This window comes from Microbacterium sp. LWH10-1.2, from assembly GCF_038397765.1.
Lineage (GTDB): Bacteria > Actinomycetota > Actinomycetes > Actinomycetales > Microbacteriaceae > Microbacterium > Microbacterium natoriense.
The window spans coordinates 595849-612774 of the sequence record NZ_CP151638.1 but is presented as its reverse complement, the minus strand read 5'-3'; the positions used below and the strand labels follow the sequence as shown (position 1 = coordinate 612774).

The 16926-nt window shown below is 69.3% G+C and carries 15 protein-coding genes and 1 tRNA gene; 8 read left to right on the top strand and 8 right to left on the bottom strand.

The genetic code is table 11. From position 1 onward, the window contains the following. The first annotated feature begins 22 nt into the window (after window positions 1-22). On the top strand, window positions 23-2209 hold the full coding sequence (locus MRBLWH10_RS02880) for an MMPL family transporter (protein WP_341941558.1): 2187 nt from the start codon (window positions 23-25) through the stop codon (window positions 2207-2209). Window position 2210: 1 nt separating this feature from the next. Here the strand turns inward: MRBLWH10_RS02880 and MRBLWH10_RS02875 are convergent, their stop codons facing one another. Beyond that, on the bottom strand, window positions 2211-3008 hold the full coding sequence (locus MRBLWH10_RS02875; RefSeq protein ID WP_341941557.1) for an ATP-binding cassette domain-containing protein: 798 nt from the start codon (window positions 3006-3008) through the stop codon (window positions 2211-2213). Then, entirely contained in the window at window positions 3005-3673 is a 669-nt protein-coding gene (locus tag MRBLWH10_RS02870) for an FCD domain-containing protein (protein WP_105675656.1), read from the bottom strand. Before MRBLWH10_RS02870 ends, MRBLWH10_RS02875 begins: the two co-directional genes overlap by 4 nt. A gap of 52 nt (window positions 3674-3725) precedes the next feature. Here MRBLWH10_RS02870 and MRBLWH10_RS02865 point away from each other — a divergent pair, with 52 nt between their 5' ends. Further along, window positions 3726-5477: a 2-isopropylmalate synthase gene (locus tag MRBLWH10_RS02865; protein WP_341941556.1), complete on the top strand. Its 1752-nt coding sequence runs from the start codon at window positions 3726-3728 to the stop codon at window positions 5475-5477. A 28-nt stretch (window positions 5478-5505) separates the two neighbouring features. On the opposite strand, the gene MRBLWH10_RS02860 is transcribed toward MRBLWH10_RS02865, so the two are convergent. The 4 genes from MRBLWH10_RS02860 to MRBLWH10_RS02845 all read right to left on the bottom strand — a co-directional run bounded on the left by MRBLWH10_RS02860 (window position 5506) and on the right by MRBLWH10_RS02845 (window position 8204). Continuing rightward, window positions 5506-5582 (bottom strand) — tRNA-Arg (locus tag MRBLWH10_RS02860). A 34-nt stretch (window positions 5583-5616) separates the two neighbouring features. Beyond that, window positions 5617-6114 carry an HNH endonuclease gene (locus tag MRBLWH10_RS02855; protein WP_105675652.1) on the bottom strand — a complete coding sequence of 166 codons (498 nt, stop codon included), beginning with the start codon at window positions 6112-6114 and terminating at the stop codon, window positions 5617-5619. A 318-nt stretch (window positions 6115-6432) separates the two neighbouring features. Beyond that, window positions 6433-7245: a M23 family metallopeptidase gene (locus tag MRBLWH10_RS02850; RefSeq protein ID WP_105675650.1), complete on the bottom strand. Its 813-nt coding sequence runs from the start codon at window positions 7243-7245 to the stop codon at window positions 6433-6435. Between the two features lie 257 nt (window positions 7246-7502). After that, window positions 7503-8204, bottom strand: a complete 702-nt coding sequence (locus MRBLWH10_RS02845; protein WP_105675648.1) for a metal-dependent transcriptional regulator — start codon at window positions 8202-8204, stop codon at window positions 7503-7505. A 99-nt stretch (window positions 8205-8303) separates the two neighbouring features. Between MRBLWH10_RS02845 and serC the strand changes: the two genes are divergently transcribed. After that, on the top strand, window positions 8304-9416 hold the full coding sequence (gene serC, locus MRBLWH10_RS02840) for a phosphoserine transaminase (RefSeq protein ID WP_341941555.1): 1113 nt from the start codon (window positions 8304-8306) through the stop codon (window positions 9414-9416). 72 nt (window positions 9417-9488) lie between these two features. On the opposite strand, the gene MRBLWH10_RS02835 is transcribed toward serC, so the two are convergent. Then, a complete protein-coding gene (locus MRBLWH10_RS02835; RefSeq protein WP_341941554.1) occupies window positions 9489-10190 on the bottom strand; it encodes a DUF3027 domain-containing protein in 702 nt (233 codons plus the stop codon). After that, window positions 10174-10554: a cold shock domain-containing protein gene (locus tag MRBLWH10_RS02830; RefSeq protein WP_105675642.1), complete on the bottom strand. Its 381-nt coding sequence runs from the start codon at window positions 10552-10554 to the stop codon at window positions 10174-10176. Before MRBLWH10_RS02830 ends, MRBLWH10_RS02835 begins: the two co-directional genes overlap by 17 nt. Window positions 10555-10645: 91 nt before the next feature. On the opposite strand from MRBLWH10_RS02830, the gene MRBLWH10_RS02825 reads away from it, so the two are divergent. From MRBLWH10_RS02825 to MRBLWH10_RS02805, 5 genes are all read left to right on the top strand, one after another. Then, window positions 10646-10915: a multidrug ABC transporter ATPase gene (locus tag MRBLWH10_RS02825; protein WP_341941553.1), complete on the top strand. Its 270-nt coding sequence runs from the start codon at window positions 10646-10648 to the stop codon at window positions 10913-10915. Between the two features lie 7 nt (window positions 10916-10922). After that, window positions 10923-12626, top strand: a complete 1704-nt coding sequence (locus MRBLWH10_RS02820; RefSeq protein WP_341941552.1) for a helicase-associated domain-containing protein — start codon at window positions 10923-10925, stop codon at window positions 12624-12626. Window positions 12627-12654: 28 nt separating this feature from the next. Further along, window positions 12655-14295, top strand: a complete 1641-nt coding sequence (locus MRBLWH10_RS02815) for a DNA repair helicase XPB (RefSeq protein WP_105675636.1) — start codon at window positions 12655-12657, stop codon at window positions 14293-14295. A gap of 79 nt (window positions 14296-14374) precedes the next feature. Then, window positions 14375-15061, top strand: a complete 687-nt coding sequence (locus MRBLWH10_RS02810; RefSeq protein ID WP_105675635.1) for a response regulator transcription factor — start codon at window positions 14375-14377, stop codon at window positions 15059-15061. 39 nt (window positions 15062-15100) lie between these two features. Further along, window positions 15101-16801, top strand: coding sequence for a HAMP domain-containing sensor histidine kinase (locus tag MRBLWH10_RS02805; RefSeq protein WP_341941551.1), 1701 nt, complete (start codon window positions 15101-15103; stop codon window positions 16799-16801). Window positions 16802-16926: the final 125 nt, after the last annotated feature.

The window sequence follows — 16926 nt, the reverse complement described above, 5'->3', positions numbered from 1 at the left end:
CGCCCCTCCCGAGAGGAACCCGATGTCCCGACCAGACCGCGCCCCCGACACCGCGCGCCGCGCGCGCCCTCGGCACCGCGCCTGGCTGCGTGCCCTCCTCCCCGCAGCGCTGATCCTCGTGTGGCTCGCGGGCGCGGGACTCGGCGGCCCGCTGTTCGGCAAGATCGATGAGGTCTCGTCGAACGACCGCACCGCGTACCTCCCCGAATCCGCCGATGCCACCCAGGTGCAGAAGCTGCTCGGCGAGTTCACCGACAGCGACTCGATCCCGGCGATCGCCGTGTTCGTCGCCGACGGCACGCTGTCCGACGGAGACGTGACGGCCATCTCGGATGCCGTGAGCTCGGCGACCGAGGTGGAGGGCGTCGCCGACGAGGTGTCGCCCGCGCTGACCTCCGATGACGGGAAGGCGGCCCAGGCCTTCATCCCGATCAGCAGCGACGCGGAACTCGGCGACGCCGTGTCCGCGCTCGCCGATCACCTCCGTTCGGCGGCTCCGGAGGGCGTGACCGTCTACATCACCGGCCCCGCGGGCTTCAGCGCCGATCTCGTCGCGGGCTTCGCCGGCATCGACGGCCTCCTCCTCGGCGTCGCTCTGCTGGCCGTGCTGGTCATCCTCGTGCTCGTGTACCGCTCTCTGCTTCTCCCCGTGGTCGTGCTGTCGACCAGCCTGTTCGCCCTCTGCGTGGCGCTCCTCGTGGTGTGGTGGCTCGCGAAGACCGGCGTGCTGCTGCTGAGCGGTCAAACACAGGGCATCCTGTTCATCCTCGTCATCGGCGCGGCGACCGACTACGCCCTGCTCCTGGTCTCCCGATTCCGCGAGGAGCTTCGGGGCACCCACGACAAGGGCGCCGCCCTCGCCGCGGCGTGGAAGGGATCGTTCGAGCCGATCGTCGCCTCCGGCGGCACCGTGATCGCCGGACTCCTGTGCCTGCTGCTCAGCGACCTGAAGTCCAACAGCACTCTCGGACCGGTCGCCGCCATCGGCATCGTGTTCGCCATGCTCGCCGCTCTGACCCTGCTGCCCGCCCTGCTCATGCTGTGCGGTCGCGCCGTCTTCTGGCCGCGCCGCCCCATGTTCGACCCTGAGGCCGTCGCCGCCGAGGACGGCCGCCCCACGACCGGCCTCTGGGCCGGCGTCGCACGGATGATCAGCCGGCGCCCCCGCACGATCTGGATCGCGACGACCGCGCTGCTGCTCATCGGCGCCGCAGGCCTCACGCAGTTGAACGCCACCGGTGTGCCGCAGTCCGACCTGGTGCTGGGGTCGTCCGAGGCGCGGGACGGTCAGTCCGCCCTCGGCGAGCACTTCCCCGGCGGCTCCGGCAGCCCCGTCTACGTGGTCGTGCCGGAGGATCGCCTGCAGGATGCCGCCGATGCACTGCTCGCGAACGACGGCATCGACGGTGTCTCGGTGACCGCGGCCGACTCGCCGAGCGGGACGGCGCCGGTCACGGCAGACGGCATCGGAGCCGTCGGCGCGCCGGGCACGCCGATCCCCTCGCCGACGCTGGTGGACGGGGATGTCCTCCTTCAGGCGACGCTCACCGACGCGGCCGATTCGGATGCCGCGGCATCCACGGTGCGTGATCTGCGCACCGAGCTCGATCCGCTCGGCGCCCTCGTCGGAGGCGTCACCGCGACGTCGGTCGACACGAACGACGCCTCGATCCACGATCGCAACCTGATCATCCCGGTGGTGCTCGTGGTGATCATGCTGATCCTCATGCTGCTGCTGCGGTCGATACTCGCTCCGGTGCTGCTCATCCTCACCACCGTGCTCTCGTTCGGCACCGCCCTCGGCGTCTCCGCGCTGGTCTTCGACGGGATCTTCCGCTTCCCCGGTGCCGACCCCGCCGTGCCGCTCTTCGGATTCGTCTTCCTCGTCGCCCTCGGCATCGACTACAACATCTTCCTGATGACGAGGGTCCGCGAGGAGTCCCGTCGGCACGGCACCCGCGACGGCATCCTCCGAGGACTCTCGATCACGGGAGGCGTGATCACCTCGGCGGGACTCGTGCTGGCGGCGACCTTCGCCGCGCTCTCCGTGATCCCGATCCTGTTCCTCGTGCAGCTGGCGTTCATCGTCGCCTTCGGCGTCCTGCTCGACACCTTCGTCGTCCGCTCCCTGCTGGTCCCCGCCCTGGCGTACGACATCGGCCGACGCATCTGGTGGCCGTCTGCCCTGTGGCGCAGGGGGCAGGACTGAATCAGACGACGAGGCGCTTGCGCGCCCTGGCGCTCCAGCGCCCGTCGTCGTGAGCGACGTCGATCGGATGCCGGAACGCCTCGCTGATCGTCTCGGAGGTGACGACGTCGGCGGTGGCGCCGGCGGCCAGTACACGGCCGTCGGCGATCACCATGGCGTGCGTCGTGCTCTCCGGGAGCTCCTCGAGGTGATGGGTGACCAGGACCGATGCGACCTCCGGCTCGCTGCGGGAGAGGTCGTCGACCGTCTCCAGCAGCTGCTCCCGCGCCGCGACGTCGAGCCCCGTGGTGGGCTCGTCGAGCAGGAGCAGGGCGGGCGACGCCGCGAGGGCGCGCGCGATGAGCGAGCGTCCGCGTTCGCCCTGCGACATCGTGGGCCACTCGGCGTCCACACGGTCGTCGAGGCCGACCAGCGCGATGAGCTCGTAGGCCCGCGCGCGCTCGGCGTCACTCGGCGCCCAGCGCATCATCTTCTCGATCGTGCCGGTGAACCCGGTGAGCACGACGTCGAGGACGGTCAGGTCGGAGCGGATCGGATGCCGCGGGTTCACGTGGCCGATGTGGCGGCGCAGCTCCTGCATGTCGACGCGCCCCAATCGCCGGCCGAGAACGTCGACCGTTCCCGAGGTGGGGTGGGTCTGCGCCCCGCAGAACCCGAGGATCGTGCTCTTTCCCGCACCGTTCGGACCGAGCAGCGCCCAGTGCTCCCCGGCCCCGACCCGGAGGTCTATGCCGTGCAGGATCTCCTTCCCGTTGCGTCGGAAGGTCACCCCGTCGAGCCGCAGCACCTCGACGGTCACGCGAGCGCCGCCTTCAGCGCGATCAGGTGGCTGCGGCTCTCCGCGGCGGCGGCGTCCGCGTCGCGATCGATCACGGTGGCGGCGAGACGGACATGCCGCTCGTGGTCCTCCGCTCCCCCGAAATCCACGCGGATCCGCAGCATCTCGACCATCGTCTGACGCAGTCGCGGAGTCAGACCGTCGAACAGGTCGAGCAGGATCGGGTTGTGCGCCGCCGCCATGATCGTGCGGTGGAAGGCCGTGTCGGCGTCGACGTGCTCCTCGATGCTGGAGACCGCGGCGCCGCGATGGTCGAGAGCCCGCCGGATCGCACGCACATCCGCCGCAGTGCGGCGGGAGGCCGCGAGCGACGCCGCCTCGGACTCGATCGCGATCCTCGCCTCGATCACGCTGACGATGTCCGCTCGGCGCAGCACGGCATCCCAGTCCTCCGGCGCATCGAGCGCTGTCACGAAGACGCCGGCGCCCTGACGGGTCGCGAGCACTCCTCGCCCTGCGAGCTGACGGATGGCCTCGCGGACCGTGGACCGCCCCACGCCCAGCTGGGGCGCGAGCGTCGTCTCTCCCGGGAGCTTCTGCCCGAGCTGCCACTCGCCGGAGCGGATGCGGTCGAGGAGGAGATCCGCCGCCTGATCGGCGAGCGGAGTGCGCTGGATCTGTGCCATGCCCCGAGTATAACTTGTCAACTTGTCTGAGGAGTTGCTACGTTCTTCAGGCATGACCTCCCGCACGTTCCCCACTCTGTCCACACCATCAGGGCCGGTGCCCGCCGACGCACCGCACTGGAACCGCCAGCGCGGCTCGCAGATGCCATCGCACCGCTACCTCCCCGTCCACGACCGCGTCCCGCTCCCCCTCGCCGAGCGGAGCTGGCCGATGCGCCGGCTCACCGCCGCCCCGCTGTGGGTGCCCGTCGACCTGCGCGACGGGAATCAGGCCCTCGCCGAGCCGATGGACCCGGCCCGCAAGCGTCGCTTCTTCGAGCTCATAGTCGCGATGGGCTACAAGGAGATCGAGGTCGGCTACCCCTCCGCCTCGCAGACCGATTTCGACTTCGTCCGGCTCCTCGCCGAGACCGACCTGGCCCCTGAGGACGTCACGATCGTCGTGTTCACCGCCGCCAGGACCGACCTCATCGAGCGAACGGTGGCCTCGGTCGACGGCATCCGCAACCCTGTCGTCATCCACGTCTACACCGCGACCGCACCCATCTGGCGCGATGTCGTGCTCGGGCGATCCCGTGCCGAACTCAAAGAACTGATCCTCGATGCCGGGCGCGACGTGCTGTCACTCGCCGGAAACCACTCGAACGTGCGTTTCGAGTTCTCGCCCGAGGTCTTCAACCTGACCGAGCCCGACTACGTGCTCGACGTCTGCGACGCCATGACCACGCTCTGGGACGCGACGCCGGAACGACCCGTCATCCTGAACCTGCCCGCGACCGTCGAGATCGCCTCGCCGAACGTCTACGCCGACCAGATCGAGTACATGCACCGCAACCTCGCGAGGCGCGACGGCGTCATCCTCTCGGTGCACCCGCACAACGACCGCGGCACCGGAATCGCCTGCGCCGAGCTCGCCGTGCTCGCCGGCGCCCAACGGGTCGAAGGATGCATCTTCGGCAACGGTGAGCGCACGGGCAACGTCGACATCGCCACTCTCGCGCTCAACCTGCACGCGCAAGGCGTCGATCCGATGATCGACTTCTCCGACATCGACGAGATCCGCCGCACGGTCGAGCACTCCAACGGCATCGAGGTGCACGCGCGGCATCCCTACGTCGGCGATCTCGTGCACACGGCGTTCAGCGGCACGCATCAGGACGCGATCAGGAAGGGCCTCGCCGAGCACCGTGCGCGCGCCGCGCACGAGGGCGTGGCCGAGAAGGATCTCGCCTGGCGCGTGCCCTACCTGCCGATCGACCCGGCCGATCTCGGACGCGGCTACGACGCCGTGATCCGGGTGAACTCGCAGTCGGGCAAGGGCGGGATCGCCTACCTGCTGGAGACCGGGTACGGAGTCGAGCTCCCCCGGCGGCTGCAGATCGACTTCGCCCGCCGGGTGCAGGCACGGGCGGATGCCGCAGGAGCCGAGTTCTCCGCGGAAAAGCTCTGGGCCCTGTTCACGGAGAGCTACGTCGACGGCGGCGCGGCGGCAACGCCGGAGCTCGCGCACTACCGCGTCGACGACGGGCAGACCGAGATCACGCTGCGCATCGACGGCGTCGACATCGTGCACCGCACGGATCGGGTGGGCCCCGTGGAGAGCCTCATCGCCGCGCTGGCGAGCGGCGGCATCCAGGTGGACGTGCTCTCGCTGCACCAGACCAGCATCGGACACGGAAGCGACAGCGATGCGCTCACCCTGATCGAGTACCGCATCGGAACGGAGAGCGGATGGGCCGCCGGCCGCGCCAGGTCCGTGCTCGACGCCACCTTCGCGGCAGTCCTGCGGGCGGCGGTCGGCTGACGCGCTGCGCCGTCCGGTTGCGTCGTCGTGGTGCCCTCGACAGGATTCGAACCTGCGACCTGCCCTTTAGGAGAGGGCTGCTCTATCCTGCTGAGCTACGAGGGCCTACGACGATTCTACGGGAACCGCCGAGCACCCTTTACGCGGCGAGGGCGAGGTACGGCTCCCAGCGCGGGTCGCTGCGCTCGGAACCCCGGACCGTCCACGACGTGCCGTGCGGAGGGCGCGGCGTGAACCGCAGCTCCCAGTGCATCTCCTGCGGCGTGCGGTTGCTCTTCACGTTGTTGCAGCGCAGGCAGCAGGCGACGAGGTTCTCCCAGGAGTCCGCACCGCCGCGGGAACGAGGGAGGACATGGTCGATCGTGGACGCTGCCTTGCCGCAGTAACCGCACCGGTGGTTGTCCCGGCGCAGCACGCCCCGTCTCGTCACCGGCGCGCGCCTGCTGAGCGGAACGCGCACATAGCGCGACAGGATGATGACCGCCGGTCGATCGTAGACGCCGTGACTCCCCCAGACGGGATCGTCGTCCACCCTCTCGATCACCGTGGCCTTGTCGTTCATGACAAGGACCAGGGCTCTCTTGAAGGACACGATGGCCAGGGGCTCGTATCCGGCGTTCAAGACAAGTGTGCGCATCATCATCCTCTCGATCCGCCGGGACGGCTTCCCGGCACTCTCGACTCACACGAGCCGCACGATGATCGAGTGGACGCGGGGATGAAAAAAGGCGCTGTCTACAGACAGCGCCTTTCGCGCACGGCAACGCCGTGGCATCCCTGCGGCCGATGCTGAAGGACGTGACGACCGAGGGCATCCATGGTGCGGATGCTCGGTATTCGTTCCATCAGCCTCTCCCGTCAGTGCGACAACGGGTTCAGGCTAACCCATTCCACGGGGTGCAGGGCGAAACAGAGGGTGAACGCCCGAAGGCGTGTCAGCGATGGATGCCGTGGATCAGCCGGCGTTGGCGGCGAGCCAGCCGATCGGCTCCTGCAGGGTTCCGCTCACCTTGACCTCGAAGTGCAGGTGGTTCGCGGTCGATCGACCCGTGCTGCCGACGAATCCGATGAGCTGCCCGGCTGCGACCGTCGCGCCGACCTCGACCTGGCGAGTGCCGTAGGTCATGTGCCCGTAGGTGGTCTCGAGACGCTGACCGCCCACGACGCTGTCGATGACGATGCCCACGCCGTAGCCGTAGTAGTTCTCGGAGGACACGCGCACGACGCCGGCGGCCGCCGCGTAGATCGGCGTCATCGCGGGGGCGCACATGTCGGCGCCGTTGTGCGCACCGCCGAGGGTGCGGCTCACCGTGTAGGAGCCCTGCGGAAGCGGATAGCGCACCTCACCCGATCCCGGGGAGACGAGTGCGTACTTGCTGAGATCGACGCCTGTGGCGACCGAGGCGGTCTTCGCCGCTGCCGCCGCACGGGCAGCAGCCTCTTCCTCAGCCTTCTTCTTCGCGATCTCTTCCGGCGTGGTGGCGGTGAAGCTGCCGTGCTCGAGAGGAGCCGACGTGGCCACGGACGCGACGACGAGCGACTGCGCATCCTCCGCCGCGAGCTGCTGCAGGGTGGCCGCGGTGTCGGCGGGCTTCGACGATGCGTACGCAGGAAGGGCGACAGCCGCCACCAGAGCGCCGACCGCTCCGAAGATCACGACCGAACGGAGCGGCTTGACGACCTTGCGGGCCGGGCCGCGAGCGTCGCCGCGACGGGCGACTGCGCGGTCTTCGATTGTCTTCAGGGGCGGTTCGATGTCTGCGGCCAAAACGTAATCCTCCTGCGCCTGCACGCTTCGGGTAGCGCTGGCTCGTCGGCACTCTGTTCTCGTGGCACGAATGTAGCTCGGGGTACTTTGTGCGTTCCTACCGTGAAGACGACGAGCCTGGAAGGCGATCCTCGCGGGTAACCGTCAACGGGCTTCTTCGCTGACGACCTGTCCGAGGTTACCGGAAGATAACGGTCGTGTCACCCCGAGAACCTGTTAATCCTCCGGGCGGGGTCAACGGTGATCCGTCGGCAGGGTCAGCTGGGCTCGCCGACGAGGAAGATGTGCGACGCGAGCTCGACGGGGAGCTCGAGCCCCTCGTCCTTGCCGTCCATCTGGATCAGCACGTAGCCCTCGTTGAAGCGGTAGTCGCCCTCGGCGCCGGGCACGACGCCCGCATCCCTGAGCTGTTCGAGGAGCTCGGGGTCGACCTGAGCGGGCTCGGCGAGACGACGCACCGTGCCCTTGATGGGCTCCCCTGCCGCGTTGAGCTTCTGCACGAGACCGATCACGCCCTCGTCGAACGTGCGGGCGGGGACGTCTCCGAGCTGGTCCAGTCCGGGGATCGGGTTGCCGTACGGCGACTCCGTCGGGTGGCCGAGCAGCTCGACCAGGCGGCGCTCGACCTGCTCGCTCATCACGTGCTCCCAGCGGCAGGCCTCTTCGTGCACGTAGGCCCAGTCGAGGCCGATCACGTCGGAGAGCAGGCGCTCGGCGAGACGGTGCTTGCGCATCACGTCGACCGCCTTGCGGCGTCCGGATTCGGTGAGCTCGAGGGTGCGGTCCTCGGAGACGACGACGAGACCGTCGCGCTCCATGCGCCCGACCGTCTGCGAGACCGTGGGCCCCGAGTGCCCCAGACGCTCGGAGATGCGAGCGCGCAGCGGCACGATGTTCTCCTCCTCGAGTTCGAGGATGGTGCGGAGATACATCTCCGTGGTGTCGATCAAGTCCGTCATCTGGCCCTCCGGGTCTTCTTAGGCAAGCCTACATTCCCGCGGGGACATCGAGGCGTCATGCGGCGAAACCCCGGAGAGCGCGCACCCTAGAATCGACCCATGGCGATCGAGATTCCCCGAGACCTCCTGCCCGCTGACGGCCGCTTCGGATGCGGCCCCTCAAAGGTGCGCCCCGAGCAGCTCGACGCGCTGCTCGCCGCCGGAGCAGGACTGCTGGGCACCTCGCACCGCCAGGCGCCGGTGAAGAACCTCGTCGGCAGTGTGCGCGAGCAGCTGGCCGCGCTGTTCCGTCTTCCCGAGGGCTACGAGATCGTCGTCGGCAACGGCGGATCCACGGCGTTCTGGGATGCCGCGGCCTTCGGCCTGATCGAGCGCCGCAGCCAGAACCTGGTGTTCGGCGAGTTCGGCGGCAAGTTCGCCGCGGCCGCTGCGGCCCCCTGGCTGGAGGCCCCAGACGTGCGCACGTCGGCGCCCGGCTCCCGCTCGGCCGCCGAGGTCGTCGACGGGGTCGACGTCTACGCCTGGCCGCACAACGAGACCTCCACGGGCGTCGCCGCCCCGATCGAGCGCGTCGCCGCAGACGGTGCTCTCACCGTGATCGATGCGACCAGCGCGGCCGGCGGCATCGACTTCGACGCCGCGCAGGCCGACGTCTACTACTTCGCGCCGCAGAAGAACCTCGGCTCCGACGGCGGTCTCTGGTTCGCCGCGGTCTCTCCCGCCGCGATCGAACGGATCGAGCGGATCGCGGCATCCGACCGCTACATCCCCGAGTTCCTCAGCCTGAAGAACGCGGTGGACAACTCCCGCCTCAACCAGACGCTGAACACCCCCGCGCTCACGACGCTGCATCTGCTCGACAGCCAGCTCCGTTGGATCCTCGCGAACGGCGGGCTGTCCTGGGCCGCCGCCCGCACGGCGGAGTCGTCCGGTGTGCTCTACGACTGGGCCGAGGCGACGCCGGTGGCGACTCCGTTCGTAACCGACCCCGCGCACCGCTCCCCCGTCGTCGTCACGATCGACTTCGACGAGAGCATCGACGCCGCCGCGATCGCGAAGACCCTGCGGGCGAACGGCATCGTCGACACCGAGCCGTACCGCAAGCTGGGGCGCAACCAGCTCCGCGTGGCCACCTTCGTGTCCATCGAGCCCGACGACGTGCGTCAGCTGACCCGCGCCCTGGACTACGTGCTGGAGCACCAGAGCGCCTGAGCGCCGCCTGAGACGAAAGAAGGAGGGGGCCGCGTGTTCACGCGGCCCCCTCCTTCATGCTCCTGACGGAGATCACTCCTCTTCGTCGGACCCTCGGCCCTCGGAGTCGGTCACATCGTCGTCGGACTCGTCTTCGTCATCGTCATCCGACTCGTCGTCGTCATCGTCGTCATCCGACTCATCGTCGTCATCGTCGTCAGACTCGTCATCATCCGAGTCGTCGTCATCGTCATCCGACTCATCGTCGTCATCGACGGAGTCGTCGAGCTCGTCGATGTCGACGCCGTCGAGGTCGCCCGCGTGCAGGACACGCGTCTCCTCGATCAGCTCGTCCTCGTCGATGTCGTCGATGTCGTCGTCAGCATCCTCGTCGTCGGCGTCCTCGATCTCCTCGGCGTCGACGATGTCGCCATCCGCGTCGACCGCCGCAGCGGCGGCCTGCTCGGCGAGTTCGACCTGGTGCGCGCGGTACTCGGCGAGGCGCTCGGCCCACGGCACCCATTCCGGCGCGAGCAGCGCGCCGTCACCGGGGAGCAGTTCCACTTCGAGCACGGTGGGCTCTTCGTCGTCGACCCGGTCGACCGTGACGGTCCAGTACCAGCCGGGGTATCCGGGAAGACGGTTCTCGAACCGCAGCGACACCGAGCCGTCCTCTTCAGGAAGGTAACCCGCCGCGGGCCCGATGGACGACGCCGGAGTGATCTCGCGCAGAGCGTTCAGCGCGAGATCGTGGGCGTCGAGGAGACGCTGGTCGGCGTCAGGCTTCGAGGTCATCAGCGACCTTGCGGAGCACGGCGGCGATCTTGCGCCCGTGCGAGGAGGAGGGGTAGCGGCCACGGCGGAGGTCCCCGCCCATGCCGTCGAGCAGCTTCACGAGGTCCTCGATGATGATGGCCATGTCGTCGGCGGGCTTGCGCTTCGCCTTGGCGAGACTCGGCGGAGCCTCGAGCACGCGCACGGAGAGAGCCTGGAGTCCGCGCTTGCCGTCGGCGACCCCGAACTCCACGCGAGCACCCGCCTTCACGACCGTGCCCGCGGGCATGGATGATGCGTGCAGGAAGACGTCCTGGCCGTCATCGGAGGCGATGAAGCCGAAACCCTTGTCTTCGTCGTAGAACCTGACCTTGCCGGTGGGCATGGGGAAACCTCGCTGAATCGTACGGAAAGAAGGCACACCCTCGGGCGGCCCCCTCAAGCCTACCGGTCGGCGACGCAGTAGGCTGAGAAGGATGAGCGCGCAGAATCCCGAACCCGAGGTCCGCCCGGTCGATCGCCTCCTGGCGTTCACCGCGCTGGGTCTCGCCGCGGCATCCGTGATCTGCTTCTTCGCCATCATCATCGGCACGGCGGTCGGCATGAAGCAGGATGACTTCGGCGGCGGCGCCTGGCCGTTCATCGCCGCGATCCCCTACTGGGGCCTCCCGGTCGCGTTCGTGCTGATCATCGTCCTGCTGGTGATGAGCTTCATCCGGAAGGGTCGCGCGGCATCGCGGCCCTGAGGCGGACATGAGCGCGCACGCCCGACCACTGGCCGAATGGCTGGCCGCGGCGAGCGACGACGAGCTGGAGACGCTGTTCCGTGCGCGCGGCGTGCGGACGGATGCCGGCTGGCAGGACTTCTTCGACGCCGCCGAGGCGCTGCTCGACGCAGGATCGCTCTCGCGCATCCTGCCGCAGCTGACCACCGCGGAGGCCTCCGCCCTCACGCACGCGGCGCACGGCGGAGACGCGGGCGCCGAGCGCGAGACCCTGATCGCCCTCGCGCTGCTTCGCCCTGACGGCACGACGTTCGCCCCGGTCGCCTCCGCTGTCCTGGACCGCCCCGCTCCCGCTCCGGTACCCGAGACAGCACTCTCACCATCCGATCAGGCCGCGTCCGCGCACGCCGCCGAGCGCGCCTTCACGACCGTCGCGGCCGTCGCCGATCTGCTGCTCCTGGCGAGAGAGAACCCCCTCGGGCTCCTCTCGGGCGGCGGCATCAGCGCGGGTGAGAGGAAGCAGCTGGCGGAGAACGGCATCCCCGCCGACGCCGTCGACCCCCTGGTCGCCCTTGCGGTCGATGCGCGGCTGGCTCTGGCGGACGACAGGCGACTTCGCACCACCACGACCGCAGAGGAGTGGCTGCGCTCGTCGGCGGCCGCCCGCTGGAGCGACCTGGTCTCGGGCTTCCTGCGCACGCTGCCCCGCGGCATCCGCACCCCCGCAGGCGGGTACCTGCCTCCGGCGTCGTGGACGTTCGCGCATCCCTGGGACGCCGGCTGGCCCGAGCGCAGCGCCGCATTGGGCGAGCGCGCCCGGCTGCTCGGGCTGATCGCCGACGACGGCACCGAGCCGATGTGGGCCGAGCCCGTGCGCGCCGGCCTCGCCCCCGACGCGACCGCACTCGCCGAGCTGCTTCCGGCCGAGGTCGACCGCATCTTCCTGCAGAACGACCTCACGGCCATCTCACCCGGCCCGCTCGCCCCCGCGCTCGACGTGAGGCTGCGTGCCATCGCGGCCCGCGAGTCCGCCGCGCAGGCCTCCTCCTACCGGTTCACCGGCGAGTCCATCGCTCGGGCCCTCGTCAGCGGCGAGACGGAGGAGTCGATCATCGGCTTCCTCGAAGACCTCTCGCTCACCGGCATCCCGCAGCCGCTGCGCTACCTCGTGGCACAGACGGCACAGCGCCACGGTCTGGTCAGGGTGTCGACGGATCCCGAGACGGGCCGCACCCGGATCGAGAGCGACGACCAGACCCTCATCCAGGCGATGGCGATCGATCAGGGCCTGCGACCGCTCGCCCTCGCGAAGCACGTCGACTCGCTCACCACGCGCGTCGGGCGAGACACCGTCTACTGGGCGCTCACCGATGCCCGCTATCCCGCGACCCCGGTCGACGAGCACGGGACCGTGCTCACCGGCGACCGCTATCCGCTCGTCGAGGCCTCGACGCCGGAGCAGCCGGACCATTCGACCCTCATCGCCGCGCTGCGGACCCGACAGGGCCCTGACGCGGATGCCGCATGGCTGGATCGTGAGCTGGAGGCCGCCGTGCGGGCCAGAGCGGTGCTGCAGGTGACCGTCGGCATGCCGGACGGCTCGACCAGGAATCTCCTCCTGGAGGCCACGGGCCTCGGAGGCGGCCGCCTGCGGGGACGCGATCGGGCTGCCGACGTGGAGCGCACGCTCCCCGTGTCCAGCATCCGCTCCGCGACCGTCGTGGCCCCCTGAGCGGTGACGGGCGGTAAACTGGTCAGCTATGTCTGATGGCCCCCTGATCGTCCAGAGCGATCGCACCGTCCTGCTCGAGGTCGCCCACGCGGATGCCGAGAGCGCCCGGCACGAGCTGGCGATCTTCGCCGAGCTGGAGCGCGCCCCGGAGCACATCCACACCTACCGGATCACCAGGCTCGGCCTCTGGAACGCCCGGGCCGCCGGGCACACCGCCGAGGACATGCTCGAGACGCTCGATCGCTGGTCGCGCTTCCCCGTGCCGCCGTCGGTCGCCGTCGATCTGCGCGAGACCGTGAACCGCTACGGCCGTCTGGTCATCGAGCGCGACGAGGAGGGCACGCTCATCCTGCGCTCCTCCGACCCCGCCGTGCTCACCCAGGTGGCGGGCAACAAGCGCATCCAGCCGCTGCTGATCGGCCACCCGGCACCAGACACCTTCGTCGTCGACGCGTGGGCACGCGGGCAGATCAAGCAGGAGCTGCTGAAGATCGGCTGGCCGGCCGAGGACCTCGCGGGCTACACGCCGGGCACCCCGCACGAGATCGACCTCGCCGAGGACGGGTGGCAGATCCGCCCCTACCAGCAGGATGCCGTCGACGCCTTCTCCAAGGACGGCTCCGGCGTGGTGGTCCTCCCCTGCGGCGCGGGGAAGACGATCGTCGGCGCCGGGGCGATGGCCGCGACCAAGACGACCACGCTGATCCTGGTGACCAACACGGTGTCCGCCCGCCAGTGGCGCGACGAGCTCCTCAAGCGCACGAGCCTCACACCGGAGGAGATCGGCGAGTACTCGGGCCAGGCCAAGGAGGTCAAGCCCGTCACCATCGCGACCTACCAGATCCTCACGGCCAAGAGGAAAGGGCAGTACGCGCACCTCGCGCTGCTGGACGCGCTCGACTGGGGCCTCATCGTCTACGACGAGGTGCACCTCCTGCCCGCCCCGGTCTTCAAGCTCACCGCCGACCTCCAGGCGCGCCGTCGCATCGGCCTCACCGCCACGCTCGTCCGGGAGGACGGGCGCGAGGGCGACGTCTTCAGCCTGATCGGCCCCAAGCGCTTCGACGCGCCCTGGAAGCAGATCGAGGCGCAGGGCTTCATCTCCCCGGCCGTCTGCTACGAGGTGCGCGTGGACCTGCCGCCGAGCGACCGGCTGGAGTACGCCGCGGCCACCGACGACGAGCGGTACCGGCTGGCGGCATCCGCCCCCGCGAAGATCGAGGCGGTGCGCGAGCTGATCGCCAAGCACCCCGGCGAGCAGATCCTCGTGATCGGCCAGTACCTCGACCAGCTCGACACGCTGTCGGAGGCGCTGAACGCCCCGCAGATCACCGGCGCGACGCCGATCGACGAGCGCGAGGAGCTGTACCGGCAGTTCCGCGTCGGCGAGATCCAGCTGCTCGTCGTGTCGAAGGTCGCGAACTTCTCGATCGATCTGCCTGAGGCGTCGGTCGCGATCCAGGTGTCCGGCTCGTTCGGCTCCCGCCAGGAGGAGGCCCAGCGACTCGGGCGCCTGCTGCGTCCCAAGCAGTCCGGCCACACGGCGAGCTTCTACACGCTCGTCGCCCGAGACACGATCGATCAGGACTACGCCCAGAACAGGCAGCGATTCCTCGCCGAGCAGGGGTACAGCTACACGATCATGGATGCGGACGCCATCGCCGCCTGATCGGCCCCTCGCCGCACCCTGACCCGCCGCTCCGGCGGATAATCAGGCAGAGCATCGCCCGAGTCACCATAATGGGGACATGACAGCACCGCGCATCCTGGTCGTCGACGACGAGCCGAACATCCGCGACCTCCTCTCCACCGGCCTCAGCTTCGCCGGGTTCCTGGTGAAGACGGTCGCCAACGGCGCCGCCACCATCTCGGCGGTGCTGGAAGAGGAGCCCGACCTCATCATCCTCGACGTGATGCTGCCCGACATGAACGGGTTCAGCGTCACCAAGAGGCTGCGCGGCGCCGGTTTCACCGCGCCGATCCTCTTCCTCACGGCGAAGGACGGTACCGAGGACAAGATCGAGGGCCTCAACGCCGGCGGCGACGACTACGTCACCAAGCCGTTCAGCCTCGACGAGATCGTCGCCCGCGCACAGGCCATCCTCCGCCGCACCATGCAGGCCGATGAGGAGTCGATCATCCGCGCCGGTGAGCTCTCGATGGACCAGGACACGCACGACGTGCAGGTGGGCAAGGAGTCGATCGAGCTGAGCCCCACCGAGTTCAAGCTGCTGCGCTACCTCATGCTCAACCCCAACCGCGTGCTGTCGAAGGCGCAGATCCTGGACCACGTCTGGGAGTACGACTTCAACGGCGACGCCGGCATCGTGGAAAGCTACATCTCGTACCTCCGCCGCAAGATCGACCCGCACACCGAGGAGTCGCTCATCCAGACCAAGCGCGGCTTCGGCTACATGCTCAAGGTCGGCAAGTAAGCAGCCGACCGCTCGATGACGCCACCCGTGGAGGACCGCATGGCGAGGAAGCCTGACGCGGTGACCCGCTGGTGGCGGGCGATCAGCCTGCGCGCCAAGGTCACCGGCGTCACGGTGGCCGTCCTCGCCCTCGGCCTGCTCGTCGCAGGGCTCGGGACGGTGCCGATCCTGCGGGGCACGCTGATCGGCAACATCGACTCCCAGCTTCCGTCGCTCGCCTCGTCGGATCTCGTCTCACGCTACTTCGAGGTGACGACAACCGACGACGGGGTGACGACGTACACCCAGTCACAGGAGACGCCGCGGGACTTCTTCCTCGCCGTGTACGACGGCGAGGGAGTCCTCCGGGGCACGACCGGCAACACGACGACGTCCAGCGGTTCGCCGATCTTCCCGTCGAGCTATTCGCTGCAGGAGGCGCTCGCGAAGGGCGATGTCACCTTCCCATTGGACGGGACGAAGGGGACGAGCTTCCATGCCGCCGTCGCGAACGTGCCCGTCTCGGGCGGCGCCGTCCGCATCCAGCTCGTGGCGATGCCACTGTCGGCCGCCGACCGCATCATCAGCCAGTTCTTCGGCATCTACATCACCGTCGCCCTGATCACCATCGTGATCGCCGCTCTCCTCATCCGCGGACTCGTGACCCTGACGTTCCGGCGCCTCAGTCAGGTCGAGTCCACAGCGATGTCGATCGCGGCCGGCAACTTCAGCCAGCGCCTCACCGACCTCGAGCCCACGACCGAGGTCGGCCGGCTCAACGCCGCCATCAACGCGATGCTCGACAGGGCCGACCATTCCCTCGCTCAGCGCGACCGCACGGTGCAGCACATGCGCCGCTTCATCGGAGACGCCAGCCATGAGCTGCGCACCCCCCTCGTGAGTGTGCGCGGTTACGCGGAGCTCTACCGGATGGGCGCGATCAAGGGCGAGGAGGACACGGCGCGGGCCATGGAGCGCATCGAGAAGGAGGCGATCCGGATGGGCGTTCTCGTCGAGGACCTCCTCGCTCTCGCCCGACTCGACGACGAGCGCGAGCTCGAGATCGTGCCCCTCGACCTCCGCCCGATCGCCCGCGACGCCGCTCTCGATGTGCGGGCGGCGGCCCCCGGTCGCACGATCACCGTCGTCGACGAGACCCTGAAGGCGCGGCTGAGCACGCCGACCCGGAGCATCCCCGTGACGCCCGCCGCGCAGCAGTCCGCGCCCCGTGGTCTCTCGCGCGCCACTCTCGCAAGGCTGCGCCGTCGCCCCCGCACCACGACCGAGCAGATGCCGGCGATCGACTTCACCGAGGTGGCTGACGTGCCCGTGCGCACGCCCCCGATCATCCTGGGAGAGGAGAACAAGGTCCGCCAGGTCGTGGCGAACCTCCTCGGCAACGCCCGCCGGTTCTCCTCCGAGGACAGCCCGATCGAGATCGTCGTGGATGCCGATCGGATGCTCGGAACGGGCTCCATCGCCATCGTCGACCACGGCGAGGGCATCCCTCCGCAGATCCGCGAGCAGATCTTCGAGCGCTTCTGGCGTGCCGACACCTCGCGAGCGCGGGAGACGGGCGGCTCCGGTCTGGGCCTGGCCATCGTCGCCTCGATCGTGAAGGCACTGCACGGCAGCGTCACGGTGTCCGAGACGCCGGGTGGCGGCGCCACCTTCACCGTCACGTTCCCCCTCGCCCCCTCGCGTGCGACACCCGAGCACCTGCTGGAGGACACGCAGCCTCTGGAGCCGCTCGACCTCTGAGCAGTGCTCCTGCACAAAGGTGTGACCTTGTGGGTTGCGCACAGACCCCGTGGAAGGGCGAGACTAGCACGACTGCCCTCGCCCCGCCTCTCGTAGCGTCGGAGACTCCAACGAGAGGAGAACCC